Genomic DNA, 15,430 nt, shown 5'->3' with positions numbered 1-15,430 from the left:
AGGCTCGGGGATCGTCAGGCGGCCGGGATGTGCTCGACACCGATGCGCTTGCGGAACACCCAGTACGTCCAGCCCTGGTAGAGCAGCACGACCGGCGTCATGATCGCCGCCACCCAGGTCATGACCGTCAGCGTGTACGTGGACGAGGAGGCGTTGCTGACCGTCAGACTCCATGCCGTGTTCAGGCTGGACGGCATCACGTCCGGGTAGAGCGCGAGGAAGAGCATCGCGACGGCCCCGGCGACGGTGACGCCGGAGAGGGCGAACGCCCAGCCCTCGCGGGCCCGTTGGTTCGCGGCGAGCGCTCCGAGCAGTGCGGCGACCGTGAGGACGAGCGCGACGAGGCTGCGGACGTTGCCGCCGCTGGTCTGGGTCCACAGCAGGAAGACCAGCGCGAGCCCGGCGGTGGCGAGGCCCGCCCGGCCGGCCAGTGTGCGGGCCCGGTCGCGGATGTCGCCGCGCGTCTTGAGCGCCGCGAACACCGCGCCGTGGAAGGTGAACAGGGTGAGCGTGACGAGGCCGCCGAGGAGGGCGTACGGGTTGAGCAGGTCCAGGACCGTACCGGCGTACTCGCCCTCGGTGTCGATCTTCACGCCGTGGACGATGTTCGCGAAGGCCACGCCCCACAGGAACGCGGGCAGCAGGGAGGTCCAGAACAGGGCGTGCTCCCAGTTGCGCTTCCACTGGGCGTCGTCGCGCTTGCCGCGGTACTCGAAGGCGACGACCCTCACGATCAGGCAGACCAGGATGGCCAGCAGCGGCAGGTAGAAGCCGCTGAACAGGGTGGCGTACCAGACCGGGAACGCGGCGAAGGTGGCGCCGCCTGCGGTGAGCAGCCACACCTCGTTGCCGTCCCAGACCGGGCCGACGGTGTTGATGAGCACCCGGCGCTCGGCCTCGCCGCGGGCGAGCAGCTTGGTGAGGATACCGATCCCGAAGTCGAAGCCCTCCAGGAAGAAGTAGCCGATCCACAGGACCGCGATCAGGGCGAACCAGACGTCGTGCAGCTCCATGGCCGTGTCTCTCTCCGTCTCTCCGGAAGTCTCGGACGGTCGTCAGAAGGTCTCGGAAGATCTCAGTGGGTCTCAGTAGGCGAAGGTCATCGGGCGGTCGGTGTCCTCGTCGGCGGACGGGCCGCGCAGTGAGGGGACCTCCGGCGGCGGCAGTTCGTCGACGGGGCCGGCCTTGGCGTACTTGACGAGCAGCCGCACCTCGACGACGGCCAGTACGGCGTACAGGGCGGTGAAGACGCTCAGCGAGGTGATCTGCTCGGCGACGGAGACGCCGGGCGAGACCGCGTCGGCGGTGGTCATCAGCCCGTACACGCTCCAGGGCTGGCGGCCCATCTCCGTGAAGATCCAGCCGAAGGAGTTGGCGACCAGCGGGAAGCCCATGGTGAGGACGGCGAGCCTCCAGGCCCAGGTGTTGAGGGTCGGGCCGAGTTCGCGGTTCGGGGTGAGCGTCAGCAGCGGGACCTCGTCCTCGCCGCGCCGTTTGCCGGCGGCCAGCCACCGCTTCTGCCGGGTCAGCCACAGCCCGGCGAGTCCGATCGCGAAGGAGGCCATGCCGAAGCCGATCATCCAGCGGAACGACCAGTAGGCGGTGGGGATGTTGGGCTTGTAGTCGTCGGCGAGATCACCGTACTTCGCCTTCTCCAAGGCCTCGACGGTGCTGATGCCGGGCACTGCTGAGGTGAAGTCGCCCTTGGCGAGATAGGACAGCACCCCGGGTATCTCGACCTCGACGGTGTTGCGGCCCTCGTCGACATCGCCGTACGCGAAGAGGGAGAAGGGCGCCGACTCCTCCGTCTCCCAGAGGGCTTCGGCGGCGGCCATCTTCATGGGCTGCTGCTCGTACATCACCTTGGCGAGCGCGTCGCCGCTGACCGCCGTGCCGAGACCGGCGATGACGACCGTGACCAGGCCGAGGCGCAGCGAGGTGCGCATGGCGGCGATCCGGCCGGGAGTGTCCGGCTTCGCGGCCTTCGACGCGCGGCGCAGCTGGTACGCGGCGATGCCGATCATGAAGGCGCCGCCCGTGAGGAAGGTCGCGGTGAGGGTGTGGAAGACGACGACCAGGGTGGTCTTCTGGAACAGCACGGCCGCGATGTCGTTGAGCTCGGCGCGGCCGGTGACTTCGTTGACCTCGTATCCGACGGGGTGCTGCATCCAGGAGTTGGCGGCCAGGATGAAGTACGCCGACAGGAACGTGCCGATCGCCACCAGCCAGATGCAGGCCAGGTGGATCTTCCGGGGCAGCTTGTCCCAGCCGAAGATCCACAGGCCGATGAAGGTGGACTCGAAGAAGAACGCGAGCAGCGCCTCCATGGCGAGCGGGGCGCCGAAGACGTCACCGACGAACTTCGAGTAGGCGGACCAGTTCATGCCGAACTGGAACTCCTGCACGATGCCGGTGGCCACGCCCATCGCGACGTTGATCAGGAAGAGCTTGCCCCAGAACCGGGTGGCCTTGAAGTACTTGTCCTTGCCCGTGCGCACCCAGGCCGTCTGCAGGCCCGCGACGAGGAAGGCCAGGCTGATGGTGAGCGGGACGAACAGGAAGTGGTAGACGGTCGTGATGCCGAACTGCCATCGGGCGACGGTCTCCTGAGCCAGCGCCAGTTCCACGGCGGGCCTCCTCGTGTACGGGGTCGCGCGCACCCCGGGTTCGGGGGCAGGCAGCGGGAAATGGCCGGACCGGCCACGGAGGGCGCCGACCCGTGGACGACACCCTCGCGGGCGGGCGTATCGCCAGGACAGGCGCCGTACGGTCCTGACACCGGGGCCGAACGGCCCACAGTCCCGGCCTTTCTCTGGGCCCAATGGCACTGCGGGGCTCGCGACTCCCGGGCCGGCACCCCGCCTTCGCCGCTTCTTCCCGGCTCTCTGCTCCCTGCCGCGCCCGAGGCCGTTCGGCCCTGCGACAAGGGGCCGTACGGCGCGTCGGCGGGCACCTGCGGCCCCTGCCCCGTGAGTCCGCCGCCGACGAGCATCGTCAACGGACCCACCGTGGGAACCAGTCGAGCCGACCGATGGCCAACTCGCCACCGTCCTCGGCCCCTTCCCGCCGAACACCCCGAGCACCCGAGCATCCGAGCACGGAACAGAAGGGAACAGCACCATGACGCTCCACTACGTGGCCGTCGGAGTGGACGGCTCGCTCGTCGCCGTACGGGCGTTGGACCGGGCCGCGGACGAGGCGGCGCGGCGTGGTGCCGCGCTCCACGTCGTGTACGCCGTGCCCGACCGCGACGAGGCCGGACCGATCCTGGCGTCGGCCGCTTCCCGGGTCCGGGAGCGTCACCCCGGCCTGCCGGTGGTGGCGTCGGCCGCGGAGGGCGGTGCCGTGGGGGCGCTGGCGCGCGAGAGCGAGGGCGCCGCGCTCACCGTCGTCGGCACCCGCGGGCTGGGCGGGCTCACCGGTCTGCTGCTCGGTTCGGTGAGCCGGCGTCTGGCGGCGCACGTGCACAGTCCGCTGCTGGTCGTACGCGGTGATCACCTGTGCTGGGACGGCGGCGAGGTGCTGCTCGGCCTGGCCGACGACACAGACGCGGACGTGGCTGCCTACGCCTTCCAGGAGGCGGAGCGGCGCGGTGCCCGACTGCGCGTCCTGCACTCCTGGACCCACCGGCACATCACCCCCGAACTGCCCTCGCTCGTGCCCGCGACGAGCCCGGGACAGCGGGAACTCGCCCAGCAGGACCGGACCGAGGAGGCCGTGCCGCGTTTCGCCATGGCCCGGCTGCGGGAGCAGCACCCCGAGGTCGGAGTCGAGACCCGCACGGTGCGCACCGACCCGGCGCAGGCACTGCTGGAGGCCACCCGCCAGGCTGACGTCGTCGTCATCGGCGCCCACCGCCGCACCAGCCGGCTCGGCCCGCAGCTGGGGCCGGTCGCGCACACCCTGGTGCACCGCTCCCACTGCCCGGTGGTCGTCGTGCCGACCGGGTGAACGGCACCACGCGCTCCGAGGGATGGCCCGGTCGGCCCTGTCGGGTACCCGTGGGCGGGCGGAGAGTGGGGAGGTGCGGCCCGGCATGTACGCCGGCCCACACCCCGACCCGGAAGGGAATCCCCTATGTCCGTCGACACGCAGCAGGCGCCCGCCCGGCTCACGGACGACGAGCTGAGGACGCTGGACGCCCACTGGCGCGCCGCGAACTACCTGTCCGTGGGCCAGATCTACCTCATGGCCAACCCGTTGCTGACCGAGCCGCTGCGCCCGGAGCACGTCAAGCCGCGGCTGCTCGGCCACTGGGGTACCTCGCCCGGGCTCAATCTCGTGTACACCCACCTCAACCGTGTCATCAGGGCCCGCGGCCAGGACGCCCTGTGCATCTGGGGCCCCGGACACGGCGGTCCCGCCGTGGTGGCCAACTCCTGGCTGGAGGGCTCGTACTCCCAGACGTATCCGGACATCACCCGGGACGCGGCGGGGATGGCCCGCCTCTTTAAGCAGTTCTCGTTCCCCGGCGGGATCCCCAGCCACGTGGCGCCGGAGACGCCGGGCTCCATCCATGAGGGCGGCGAGCTGGGCTACTCGCTCTCGCACGCATACGGGGCTGCCCTGGACAACCCGGACCTGCTGGTCGCCTGCGTGATCGGCGACGGGGAGGCGGAGACCGGGCCGCTGGCCGCCTCCTGGCACTCCAACAAGTTCCTCGACCCAGTCCACGACGGGGCTGTCCTGCCGATCCTGCACCTGAACGGCTACAAGATCGCCAACCCGACGGTGCTGGCCCGGCTGCCCGAGTCCGAACTCGACGCGTTGCTGCGGGGGTACGGCCACGCCCCGATCCACGTCACCGGCGACGACCCGATGACCGTGCACCGTGCCATGGCCACCGCCATGGACGACGCCTTGGAGCGCATCGCGCTCATCCAGCGCACCGCGCGCGAGGACGGCGTCGCCGAACGGGCTCACTGGCCGGTGATCGTGCTGCGCACCCCGAAGGGCTGGACCGGGCCCGCCGAGGTCGACGGCCTCCCGGTGGAGGGCACGTGGCGTTCCCACCAGGTGCCCTTGTCCGCCGTCCGCGACAACCCGGATCACCTGCGTCAGTTGGAGGCGTGGCTGCGTTCGTACAAGCCGGAAGAGCTCTTCGACGAGCACGGCCGCCCCCGCGAGCAGGTGCTGGCCTGCGTGCCCGAGGGCGCCCGGCGTCTGGGCGCCACCCCGCACGCCAACGGCGGGCTGCTGCTGCGCGAGCTGCCCCTGCCGGAGCTGGACCGGTACGCCGTTCCGGTCGACAAGCCCGGTGTGACGCTGCACGAGCCCACCCGGGTCCTCGGCGATCTGCTGGAGCATGTCATGCATCACACCAGCGGCCGCCGGGACTTCCGTCTGGTCGGCCCGGACGAGACCGCGTCCAATCGGCTCCAGGCCGTTTTCGACGCGAGCGGCAAGGCCTGGCAGGCCCAGATGCTCCCGGTCGACGAGCACCTGGAGCGGCACGGCCGGGTGATGGAGATCCTGTCCGAACACACCTGCCAGGGCTGGCTGGAGGGCTATCTGTTGACCGGCCGGCACGGGCTGTTCTCCTGCTACGAGGCGTTCGTGCACATCGTCGACTCGATGGTCAACCAGCACATCAAGTGGCTGCGCGTCACCCGGAAGCTGCCCTGGCGCGCCCCCATCGCCTCCCTCAACTACCTGCTGACCTCGCACGTCTGGCGCCAGGACCACAACGGCTTCTCGCACCAGGACCCCGGGTTCATCGACCACGTCCTCAACAAGAGCCCGGAGGTCGTACGGGTCTATCTGCCGCCGGACGCCAACACCCTGCTGTCGGTCGCCGACCATGTGCTGCGCAGCCGCGACTACGTCAACGTCGTGGTCGCCGGCAAGCAGCCCTGCTTCGACTGGCTCACCATGGACCAGGCCCACGCTCACTGCGCTCGGGGCGCCGGGATCTGGGAGTGGGCCGGTACGGAGAGCGGCGAGCGGGAGCCGGACGTGGTGCTGGCCGCCGCCGGTGACGTGCCCACCCAGGAGGTGCTGGCCGCCGCGCAACTGCTGCGCACCCATCTGCCCCAGCTGGCCGTCCGGGTCGTCAACGTCGTCGACCTGGCCCGGCTGCTGCCCGCCGAGGAGCATCCGCACGGCATGCCCGACGCCGAGTACGACGCGCTGTTCACCCGCGACAAGCCGGTGATCTTCGCCTACCACGGGTATCCGTGGCTGATCCACCGCCTCGCGTACCGCCGGGTCGGCCACGCGAATCTCCACGTGCGCGGCTACAAGGAGATCGGCACCACGACCACGCCGTTCGACATGGTGGTCCGCAACGACCTCGACCGCTACCGGCTGGTCATGGACGTCATCGACCGCGTCCCGGGCCTGGCCGTACGCGCCGCCCCCGTACGGCAGTTGATGGAGGACACCCGGCTGCGTCACCACGACTGGATCCGTGAACACGGCACCGATCTCCCCGAGGTCGCCGACTGGACCTGGGACGGCTGAACGGACCGGCGGAGACGGGACGGTCGGCCCAGTTCTCCGGGCCTCACAGCCCCTCCGAACTCCCTTGGCGGAGCGGGACATTGGAGACGCAACGAGAGTCGTCCGACAACCTGCGCGTCGCACCCCTCGAAAGGGATGAGCATCATGGCAGTCCACAACCACCCGCAACGGCACCCGGGATTCCACTTCCCGTCCCTGCGCAGGACCCGGACGGCGGCACCGGAGTCCGCCGACACGACCACCGCGGCGGCGACGGCGACCCGCGCACACGTCTTCGCCGGACTACGCGTCCTGACCGGGTTCGTCTTCCTGTGGGCGTTCCTGGACAAGACCTTCGGCTTCGGCTACGCGACCCCGTCCGGCAAGGGCTGGATCGACGGCGGCTCGCCCACCATGGGCTTCCTCGGCGGGGTGGCCGTCGGCCCGATGGAGTCCACCTTCCACGACTGGGCCGGGGCCGCCTGGGCCAACTGGCTGTTCATGCTCGGCCTGCTCGGCATCGGTCTCGCCCTGATCGCGGGCATCGGCCTGCGGCTCGCCGCGGTCGCCGGCACCGCGATGATGGCCTTCATGTGGATCGCCGAGTGGCCGCCGGCCAGGCACCTGTCCGACGGTTCGGCGAGCATGTCGACCAATCCCTTCGTCGACTACCACCTCGTCTACGCCGTCGTCCTGATCGCCCTGGCGGTCGCGGGCGCCGGCGCCACCTGGGGCCTGGGCAAGGCGTGGGCGCGGCTGCCGTTCGTCAGCCGCAATCGCTGGCTGCTCTGAGGGCCGCGGGCTCGTCGGACCGGGGCACCGCCGCAGGACAGCGGCGGTGCCCCGGTCGTTTGTGCCGCCCACCGCCATCACCGGGGTCGATCGCCTGCACACACGGACAGTGGGCCCCCTGCCGCCCGCCGCGCGCCACGAGAGTGGAGTCACCTCGAGGGCCTCAGGAGGATCGCGTGGACGGTGCCGCTCATTGGGGCTGCCTCCCGCATCGGGGAACCGACGGAATGGACTGGTCAGGGGATATGGACGGTCTTGTGAAGGAGTCATCCCGCGCTTATCAAGATCATTTCCCACGGAGCAGGTGGCCCATGTCACGGATGACGACGCATCACTCGACCTCGCAAAGCCGGAGAAGAGACGATCGGGGCCAGGCTCCGGTCGGCGAATGATCGCGGTATGACACCCGGCGAGGTACGCCCAGCGCTTCGTGACCAAGGGCCGGGAGAGGTACTTATCGTCGCGGTTACGGACAGGGCTGGCGCCTGTCCGTTGTCCATTTCTTCGCCTTGCTGTCACAGGAAGAACGTGGGGTACAGCCCGTCATGAGCGGGGGTGTGTTTCGTACATGCGGACCGCGACCATCAGGCCGGAGGCGGCGGTGAGGGCGGCGACGGACCAGATGGCTGTGGTGAGGCCGTAGGCGTCGGCGAGGAGAGCCCGACGGCGAAGCCTCCGTCGCGCCACAGGCGGTAGACGCCGACGGCGCGGGCGCGCCAGGCGGGGTGGGCGACTGCGCCGATGACGGCGAGCAGAGTCGGGTAGACGAGTGCCGTGCCGATGCCGAGCAGAATCTGCGCGACGGCCCAGGCGGAGAAGGTGGTTGCGGCGGCGACGAGTCCGATGGCGGCGGCTTGGAGCAGCATGCCCGCGGTGATCAGGTGCTTGCGGCCGATGCGACACCTGTCCCACGGGGCCGATCATCCAGCCCGACCGGCCCGCGGGCTCACTCCGCGTTCCACCCCGCGGCGGCCCGGACGCGCACACCGCGGTCCAGGGCGTCGCGCATGCGGATCGTCACGTACGGTGGCGCGGGTGGCGTCCCCGCTCGGAGGCCAGTTCGTCGCAGGCCTGGTGCAGCGGACATCTGTCCCCGCCATCAGGTCCGCGGAGCTCAGTGCCTTTCACCGCGAGTCGGGTGAGCGAGACTATTGAAGTGTGCAAGGTTTCTGATCTTCGTCCTGGGCGGCGGTGGGATCATGAACAAGTCAAGCATTGCGCCAAGATCTGCCCAGCCCGGCCCCCGGCTCCCGATCACGGAACGGTTGGGCCCGCAGGATCTCATGATGCTGTGGCCGGATGATCTCGGCTGGCCCGAGGTGATCGGCGCCCTCGCCATCCTCGATGGCACCGGGCTACTCGATCGGGATGGTCGCTTTCGGGTGGAGGCGGTTCGGGAAGTGATCGGAAGCCGCCTGCCTCAGGTCCCGCGATTCCGTCAGCTGCTCTACACGCCTCGGTGGGGGCTCGGCTGGCCGCTGTGGGTCGATGCTCGATTCTTCGATCTCACCGAACACGTCCGTGTCCGCCCCTTCGCTGCTCCCCCTGATGAGGAGCGCCTTCTTCGCACGGTTGAGGACGTGCGCGCTCTCCCCCTGAGCCGGTCACGGCCGCTGTGGGAGGTGTGGTTCCTGCCCGGCCTGGCCGACGACCGGGTGGCCATGTTCATCAAGGTGCACCACACCATCGCCGACGGCCCGGCGGGGGTGACCCTGCTCGGCACGTTCTGCGATCTGAGCGCCGATGCACCCACGACGCCCGCCCGTCCTTGGACCCCGGTGCCAATGCCATCCAGCCGCAACCTGTTCGAGGACAACCTTCGTCGGCGCGTCCAGGCGGCCGAAGGCGCGCTGTCGAAGCTCCGTCGGCCCGCCACCACGCTGCATCAGGCCCGGGAGAGGTGGCCCGAGGTACGCGAGAACTATCTCAAGGGGCGAGCACCGCGGACCAGCTTCAACATCCCGATCGGCCAGCACCGCAGACTGGCGGTCATCCGCAGCAACCTCGACGCCGCCAAGCAGATCGCTCACCACCACGACGCGAAACTGAACGACGTCCTGATGTCAGCCACCGCAGGCGGCCTTCGAGAGCTGCTGCGCAGCCGTGGGGAACTCGTCGAGGATCTGGTCCTGCGGGCCTTCGTGCCCGTCTCGCTCCACCAGGAGGAACCCGGCAGGGCACGCGGCAACCAGGGCGGTTTGATGTTCGTGCCGCTCCCGATCGGTGAGCCCGATCCGATCCGGAGGCTGCGGCTGATCGCCGAGGCGAGCGCCCGACAGAAGAAGTACGTCGTTGGCGCTCCCGAAGGAATCCTCGGCCGCAACCGGGTCCTCCAGCGGGCCATGACACGCGGCCTCGCCCGTCAGCGCTGGGCGAACGTGTACGTCGCCAACATCTTCGGCCCTCCGATGCCGCTCTACCTCGCCGGGGCGCGGATCACCGAGATCTTCCCAGTCGTGCCGCTCATCGGGAACTTCACTCTTGCGGTCGCTGCGCTCTCCTATGCCGAGCAGTTGAACATCACCGTCGTAGCCGACGCGAACGCCTGTCCCGACGTCGACGTCTTCGCCCAGGGCGTGCGGGATTCCCTGCAGGCGCTGAGCTCATCACAACACCTCCTTGCGTGAATTGACGGGCAAGGACCCCTTAACGGTGTCAGCGACCGGGCTGGAGCGCCTTGTTGGTGAGGTGGTCCCACACGCGATGTGCCGCGCCCGGCTGCTCAGGGACCAGAAGGCGAGTACCGTCCCCGCGACGCGCCTTGGCCGGGCCGCCTGGACACTTGCTCCGCTGTTGCCCTGACCGCGTGGAGCGCCCCGCGCAGAACGACGCCGATGCCGGGGGAGACGAGCGTCCAGTAGCGGCCGAAGCGGGCGGTCGATGCCGGGTCGGTGCAGGTGGTGCGCGCCTCGTAGGTGAGCAGGGACCGCTGGGTGCCGTACGGATGGACCACGAAGGCGGCCGCCATCTTCGCCCAGCCGGCCTCGTCGTACGACGTGAAGTGCTGCGGTTCGACCCGCCGCCACTCGATGGAGGCCCGCCACGGCTTCCCGACCGCACCGAAGACGAGCTCGCGGCCTGGATTCTCGCCCAGCGCCACCCAGGGCTGACCTTCCCATGCTTCACCGGCGGTGTCGAACAGGTCGGCCACCCGCAGGGACGGCGGGGTCGGCATGGACCGGCCGCGGAGCCGTTCAGGCAGTCCGCGTGCCCACACGGCCGCGTTGAGAAGCGAGGAGCGGATGGTGAGCAGGTCCAGCCCGCGCGCGGCCTCGTAAGCGACGGGCGGTGTCGCGGCGAGCGCCACGCATTCGAGGCGGGAGAACCCGAACTCGGGCAGCGCACCGTCCAGCAGCAGCGGTTCACCGGTGGGATCGGCGGTCGAGTCGGCGCACATCGGAGCCTCCCGGGAGCACGTGGTCACGCGGCCCGGGCGAGCCGCGCGCGCAGGTTGTGGAACTGGCGGGTCTGCATGATGAAGTGGGCGGGTTCCCAGAACAACAAGTCAATCGGCCTCGTGAGCACGCGCGGGCGGCTTCGACCGTGCGTGCGGACGACAAGGCGGGTGTCCGCGCCGGCCGGTTCGAGGTGGAAGCCCCAGACCGAACTGACGAACGCGACAGGCGGCGGGCCATGGAACGCGTCGAACGGGCTGCCGGACGGCAGTCGAGTGTCGGCCCGCAGTACCAGGGTCCGTTCCGGTACGAGTACCGCGACGGTGAACCAGGCGCGGCCGCTGGGCACAGAGGCAAGCCGCTGTCCCGGCTCCAGGCCCTGCCACTGGGGGACGATGCGATCAGCGCTCGGCCGCCCACCGTTGTCCAGCCGGTCCCAGCTGTACCAGCCGCCGCGGTCACAGCCCATCTGCGCCAGCCACGGCCAGACCTCCGAAGGCGGCGCGGGCAGGGTCGTGGCCATGGTCGAGCTACTGTCGGCATCAGGGATGAGCTCATCCCCGGGATAGGCACGCGCAGCCTCTTCGCGAGTCGCGCCCCAGGTCAGCATCATCGGCCGCATGACCTGGCCGTGCAGCACCAAGGTGACCGCTGCGGAAGCGACGGCCCGGGCCTTGGACGCGGGGGTCATGGGGAGGCACACCTCGCCAGGTGCCCGGTCATCGGGCCGGAGTCAGGACGGTCGGTGGGCCGACGGTGACACCGCCGTCCAGGACGAACTCCACGCCGGTCGAGAAGGTGGCGTCGGCGACGATGAAGAGCACCATACGGGCGACCTCGTCGGACTCCCCGAATCGTGGGAGTGGCTGTCCGGCTGTGAACGAGTCGTCGAAGTCGGCCGTCATCGCGGTGCGCACCGCACCGGGGTGGACCGAACAGACGCGGATCCCGTCCGGGGCCAATTCCAGGGCCGCGGCCTTGGTCAGCCCGCGCAGTCCCCACTTGCTGGCCACATACGATCCGATGCCGGCATAGCCGGTGATGCCGGCGATGGAGGAGATGTTCACGATCACGCCTCCGCCGGCCCGGCGAAGAGACGGTGCCGCCGTACGCGTACCCAGCCAGGCGCCTTGGAGGTTGACGTCGATGACCCGCCGGAAGGATTCGAGGGTCTGTTCCTCGATGGTTCCCCACGCAAGGATGCCGGCGTTGTTGACCAGCACCGAGACAGGGCCCAGCTCCCGCTCCGTCTCTGCCACCACCGTCTGCCAGCCGTCCTCGGTGCTGACGTCCAGGTGCGCGTAGCGGGCCGGGCCACCGAGTTCCGCCGCCAGCTTCTCCCCCTCGGCATCGAGGACGTCGGCGACCACCACGGCCGCACCCTCGGCCGCGAACAGACGTGCCACAGCGGCGCCGATCCCCCTGGCTCCACCGGTGACGATCGCCACCCGCTCGGTGAGACGTCCCATCATGACCTCCTGAACCAGTGCCTCGACGAAGATCCGTAGGAGCGGCATCGGCCGCGACCGACTCGGCATGACGGCATGACACGTCCGGTTTCAAGGGCCGCAGGACGACGACCGATGGGTCGGTCAGGGGGCCGCGCAGACGACCTCGACGAAATGGCCCACCTGGTCCTCGGGCAGGTGACGGGCGAGGTCCGCCTCGCTGATCATGCCGACAAGGCGGTGATTGTCGATGACCGGCAGTCGGCGAATCTTGTGCTCTTCCATGGCCTGAAGGACCTGGTTGGCATCGGCCCCGGCGTCGATCGTGATCGGCTTGCCCTGCTCCAGCTGGCCCGCGGTCACGGTCCTGGGGTCCTTGCCCTTGGCGAGACACTTCACCACGATGTCACGGTCCGTGATGATCCCGTGGAGCCGGTCGTCCTCGCCGCAGATCGGGAGGGCTCCGACGTCCAGTTCCTTCATCCTGCGCGCCGCGTCTTGAAGTGTCTCGTTCTCCTGGATGCAGGTGGCGCCAGCGTGCATGACCTCCCGGGCAGTGGTCATAGTCGTCTCCATCGAGCGTCGCTGTCCACGCGGGCCGACGGAACCTGGCCCACCCAGGCCGGCACTCCTCCAGACCAGTGTGGATCCCTAACCTCCCGTGCGCATGCCGGGAACAGGTGCGCACGTCACTCAACGTCCCTGGGCTGCCGGTAGACCCGCCTTCTGCAGGCGTTCCGGTCTCAGCCGCGCCTGGAGACGCATGACGACATGCCCGAGGCCGGACAGCACAGCGGCGATCGCCAGATCGGTGGGCCGAAGCGGCTCCGTACCCAACAGGTCCCGCAAGGGTGGCAGATAGACACCGGCGGCCTGAAGGCTCAGTGCCACTCCCACGGCGACCAGCAGGAATGGGTTGGCTAGGCTGCCCGGGCGGGCCCGGGAGCCGAGGGCCACGCCGAGCTGGGTCGCCCCGAGCACCAGGAAGATCATGGACTGCCAGGGGCGCCCGGTCTCCCGGGCCCAGACGCCGACCACGAGGGTCACGGTGGCGACGAAGGCCCCCATGAACAGGATCCGCGGCCACAGGCCGGCCCCCAGCACGCTCTCCTCGGGAGGCCGGGGCGAGTTGCGCATCGTGTGCGGGTCAACGGGTTCCGCGCCGAGAGCGACGCCTGGCAGGCCGTGCGTGAGCAGGTTGATCCACAGGATCTGCGCGGGCAGAAGCGGCAGCGGCATCCCCAGGAAAGGGCCGAGGAGCATGACCAGAATCTCCGCAGTGCCCCCCCGCGAGCCCGTAGAGCAGGAACCGGCGTATGTTCGCGTAGACCCGGCGCCCCTCCTCGACGGCGGACACGATCGTGGCCGGGTTGTCGTCGGCTAGTACCAGATCGGCCGCCTGGCGCGCGACCTCCGTGCCGCGCCGGCCCATGGCGACGCCGATGTCGGCCTGACGCAGGGCCGGGCCGTCGTCGACGCCGTCCCCCGTCATCGCCACCACGTGCCCGGCCCCACGCCACGCCTGGACGATGTCCAGCTTCTGCTCCGGGGTGGTCCGGGCGTAGACCCGTACGCCCGTCAGATCACCGGCTGTGCCTTCCCTGATCCGATCGCCGGTGGTGACCTCCTCGTCGCTGGAGGCGATGCCGAGGCGGTCGGCCACGGCCCGTGCGGTCAGCGGGTGGTCGCCAGTGATGAGTACGGGGACGATACCGGCCCGTTTGCAGGCGGTGATCGTCGGCTCGGACGCGCTGCGGGGCGGGTCCAGGATGCCGACGAGGCCGAGTAGCGACAGGCCCGACTCCCAAGTCGAGGGCCGTTGCGCCGTGTCCTCGTGGTCGGCCGAGGCAACGGCGAGCACCCGGTACCCACGGCGTGCCCACGCCTCCGCCTGTGCGGCTGCTCGGACGAGTAGCTCAGGGTCGTCGGACAGGGCCGCCGGTCCGAGCATGGATTCCGGCGCTCCTTTGCACGCGACCCGCACTCCGCCCTTCGGGCGGCGGTGCACGGTGTCATGCGCTTGCGGTCGCTGTCGAACGAAATCTCCTCCAGGCGCGGCAGTTCACGGTCCAGCGCCGCCCGGTCCAGCCCGAGGCGGGCTCCGGCCACCAGCAGGGCGGCCTCGGTGGGATCTCCGAGAGCGCTCCAGTCCGGGGAATGATCCGACGGGGGCTCCAGCGCCGCGTCGTTGCACAGCATCGCGGCCCGCAGGAGCGCCGCCAGGTCGGGTCCGTTGCCCGGGGTCACCCTCTCGCCGTCGCGGACGACCTGGCCCTCGAGGTCGTAGCCGGTCCCCACGACCGCTCCCTCGCCGAGTGGCGTCCACAGTTGCTCAGCGGCCATCCGGCCCTCGGTCAGGGTGCCGGTCTTGTCGGTGGCGATCACCGTGACGGAGCCCAGGGTCTCGACGGCGGGCAGCCTGCGGACGATGGCGTGCCGGTCCGCCATCCGCCTGGCTCCCAGTGCGAGGGCGAGCGTCACGACGGCGGGCAGGGACTCCGGTACGGCCGCGACGGCGAGGCTGATCGCCGCCACGACCATCAGCTCCACGGGCTGTCCGCGCACCAGCCCGATAGCGAGGACCACCGCGCACAGCGCCACAATGGCCGCCGCCAGAACCCGGCCGAACCTCGCCAGCCGGCGCTGCAGCGGGGTCAGACCGGGCGCGGCACCCATCAGGGAAGTGATCCGGCCGAGCGCACTGTCGGCCCCGGTGGCGGTGACCACGACACGGCCGTGGCCGCGGACGATGACCGTGCCCGCCGACACCGCCCCTCGCGCCTCGTCACTGTCGGGGGCCTTCTCCACCGGAACGGACTCACCCGTCAGCGAGGACTCGTCCGCCAGCAGCAACGCCCCGTCCAGCACGTCCGCGTCCGCGGGGACGATGTCTCCCTCGGCCACCAGGACCAGGTCGCCCGGCACCACCTCGGCCGACGGGATGGAACGTTCCTCACCGCCCCGCACCACCCTGGCGGCCGGGGCACTCATCGCGGACAGGGCCATCACCGCCTCTTCCGCCCGTACCTCCTGCACGACGCCGACCACCGTGTTCACGGTGATCACGAGCAGGATCACGGCGGCGTCGGAGAGATCGCCGGTGGCGATCGTCAGGGCGGCAGCGACGAGCAGGACGAGGATCAGCGGATCGCGCAGCTGCTGCAGCACCCGCCGCCACACCGGGGTACGCGGCTCCGAGGGGATCTCATTGGGCCCGTGCAGTGCCAGCCGCCGCGCGGCCTCGTCCGACGACAGCCCTCCGGCGGGAGTCGCGCCCCTGAGCCGGTTTTCCTCCGGAGCGGACCTCCGGTTGCCGCTGCGCCGGTTCACGCCCGTGGCGGAGCCGTGTCCGGC

The 15,430-nt window shown here is 70.3% G+C and carries 12 protein-coding genes and 2 pseudogenes; 4 read left to right on the top strand and 10 right to left on the bottom strand.

Translation table 11 applies throughout. From position 1 onward, the window contains the following. Nucleotides 1–14: 14 nt before the first annotated feature. Together cydB and IEZ21_RS32665 are read right to left on the bottom strand one after the other, a co-directional pair. Nucleotides 15–1,013, bottom strand: coding sequence for a cytochrome d ubiquinol oxidase subunit II (cydB, locus tag IEZ21_RS32670; protein WP_189325431.1), 999 nt, complete (start codon nucleotides 1,011–1,013; stop codon nucleotides 15–17). Between the two features lie 72 nt (nucleotides 1,014–1,085). After that, nucleotides 1,086–2,627, bottom strand: a complete 1,542-nt coding sequence (locus IEZ21_RS32665; RefSeq protein WP_189325430.1) for a cytochrome ubiquinol oxidase subunit I — start codon at nucleotides 2,625–2,627, stop codon at nucleotides 1,086–1,088. Between the two features lie 493 nt (nucleotides 2,628–3,120). Here IEZ21_RS32665 and IEZ21_RS32660 point away from each other — a divergent pair, with 493 nt between their 5' ends. From IEZ21_RS32660 to IEZ21_RS32650, 3 genes are all read left to right on the top strand, one after another. Continuing rightward, nucleotides 3,121–3,951 (top strand): universal stress protein, encoded by an 831-nt coding sequence (locus IEZ21_RS32660; protein ID WP_189325429.1) that lies wholly within the window; start codon nucleotides 3,121–3,123, stop codon nucleotides 3,949–3,951. Nucleotides 3,952–4,077: 126 nt separating this feature from the next. Next, entirely contained in the window at nucleotides 4,078–6,462 is a 2,385-nt protein-coding gene (locus IEZ21_RS32655; RefSeq protein ID WP_189325428.1) for a phosphoketolase family protein, read from the top strand. A gap of 144 nt (nucleotides 6,463–6,606) precedes the next feature. Further along, on the top strand, nucleotides 6,607–7,233 hold the full coding sequence (locus IEZ21_RS32650; RefSeq protein ID WP_189325427.1) for a DoxX family membrane protein: 627 nt from the start codon (nucleotides 6,607–6,609) through the stop codon (nucleotides 7,231–7,233). 584 nt (nucleotides 7,234–7,817) lie between these two features. On the opposite strand, the gene IEZ21_RS32645 is transcribed toward IEZ21_RS32650, so the two are convergent. Further along, nucleotides 7,818–8,099: a hypothetical protein gene (locus IEZ21_RS32645; RefSeq protein WP_246568365.1), complete on the bottom strand. Its 282-nt coding sequence runs from the start codon at nucleotides 8,097–8,099 to the stop codon at nucleotides 7,818–7,820. A gap of 333 nt (nucleotides 8,100–8,432) precedes the next feature. Between IEZ21_RS32645 and IEZ21_RS32640 the strand changes: the two genes are divergently transcribed. Further along, nucleotides 8,433–9,860: a wax ester/triacylglycerol synthase family O-acyltransferase gene (locus IEZ21_RS32640; RefSeq protein ID WP_189325426.1), complete on the top strand. Its 1,428-nt coding sequence runs from the start codon at nucleotides 8,433–8,435 to the stop codon at nucleotides 9,858–9,860. Between the two features lie 95 nt (nucleotides 9,861–9,955). On the opposite strand, the gene IEZ21_RS32635 is transcribed toward IEZ21_RS32640, so the two are convergent. The 7 genes and pseudogenes from IEZ21_RS32635 to IEZ21_RS49230 all read right to left on the bottom strand — a co-directional run. Continuing rightward, nucleotides 9,956–10,630: a hypothetical protein gene (locus tag IEZ21_RS32635; protein WP_189325425.1), complete on the bottom strand. Its 675-nt coding sequence runs from the start codon at nucleotides 10,628–10,630 to the stop codon at nucleotides 9,956–9,958. 23 nt (nucleotides 10,631–10,653) lie between these two features. Next, complete coding sequence (locus IEZ21_RS32630) at nucleotides 10,654–11,319, bottom strand: hypothetical protein (RefSeq protein WP_189325424.1); 666 nt, start codon at nucleotides 11,317–11,319, stop codon at nucleotides 10,654–10,656. A gap of 28 nt (nucleotides 11,320–11,347) precedes the next feature. Then, the gene (locus tag IEZ21_RS32625; RefSeq protein WP_189325516.1) at nucleotides 11,348–12,097 is read right to left on the bottom strand and encodes a glucose 1-dehydrogenase; all 750 of its coding nucleotides are present in this window, start codon (nucleotides 12,095–12,097) and stop codon (nucleotides 11,348–11,350) included. Nucleotides 12,098–12,220: 123 nt separating this feature from the next. Then, complete coding sequence (locus IEZ21_RS32620) at nucleotides 12,221–12,640, bottom strand: CBS domain-containing protein (protein ID WP_189325423.1); 420 nt, start codon at nucleotides 12,638–12,640, stop codon at nucleotides 12,221–12,223. A 129-nt stretch (nucleotides 12,641–12,769) separates the two neighbouring features. Then, nucleotides 12,770–13,339 (bottom strand): cation transporting ATPase C-terminal domain-containing protein, encoded by a 570-nt coding sequence (locus tag IEZ21_RS47945; protein WP_246568363.1) that lies wholly within the window; start codon nucleotides 13,337–13,339, stop codon nucleotides 12,770–12,772. After that, a pseudogene (locus tag IEZ21_RS49235) lies at nucleotides 13,224–15,142 on the bottom strand (cation-translocating P-type ATPase). Before IEZ21_RS49235 ends, IEZ21_RS47945 begins: the two are co-directional and overlap by 116 nt. Before the next feature lie 57 nt (nucleotides 15,143–15,199). Further along, nucleotides 15,200–15,406: pseudogene (locus IEZ21_RS49230) on the bottom strand (cation-transporting P-type ATPase); the annotation flags it as partial. Nucleotides 15,407–15,430: the final 24 nt, after the last annotated feature.

This window comes from Streptomyces flaveus (assembly GCF_014647675.1).
Taxonomy (GTDB): domain Bacteria; phylum Actinomycetota; class Actinomycetes; order Streptomycetales; family Streptomycetaceae; genus Streptomyces; species Streptomyces flaveus.
This window is presented reverse-complemented; position numbering and strand designations above follow the sequence as displayed.

Coding starts and splice junctions, on each gene's coding strand:
- IEZ21_RS32655 (WP_189325428.1), top strand. CDS start 4,078: ATGTCCGTCGACACGCAGCAGGCGCCCGCCCGGCTCACGGACGACGAG.
- IEZ21_RS32630 (WP_189325424.1), bottom strand. CDS start 11,319: ATGACCCCCGCGTCCAAGGCCCGGGCCGTCGCTTCCGCAGCGGTCACC.
- IEZ21_RS32640 (WP_189325426.1), top strand. CDS start 8,433: ATGAACAAGTCAAGCATTGCGCCAAGATCTGCCCAGCCCGGCCCCCGG.
- IEZ21_RS32620 (WP_189325423.1), bottom strand. CDS start 12,640: ATGACCACTGCCCGGGAGGTCATGCACGCTGGCGCCACCTGCATCCAG.
- IEZ21_RS32625 (WP_189325516.1), bottom strand. CDS start 12,097: ATGGGACGTCTCACCGAGCGGGTGGCGATCGTCACCGGTGGAGCCAGG.
- IEZ21_RS32660 (WP_189325429.1), top strand. CDS start 3,121: ATGACGCTCCACTACGTGGCCGTCGGAGTGGACGGCTCGCTCGTCGCC.
- IEZ21_RS47945 (WP_246568363.1), bottom strand. CDS start 13,339: ATGCTCCTCGGCCCTTTCCTGGGGATGCCGCTGCCGCTTCTGCCCGCG.
- IEZ21_RS32650 (WP_189325427.1), top strand. CDS start 6,607: ATGGCAGTCCACAACCACCCGCAACGGCACCCGGGATTCCACTTCCCG.
- cydB (WP_189325431.1), bottom strand. CDS start 1,013: ATGGAGCTGCACGACGTCTGGTTCGCCCTGATCGCGGTCCTGTGGATC.
- IEZ21_RS32645 (WP_246568365.1), bottom strand. CDS start 8,099: ATGCTGCTCCAAGCCGCCGCCATCGGACTCGTCGCCGCCGCAACCACC.
- IEZ21_RS32635 (WP_189325425.1), bottom strand. CDS start 10,630: ATGTGCGCCGACTCGACCGCCGATCCCACCGGTGAACCGCTGCTGCTG.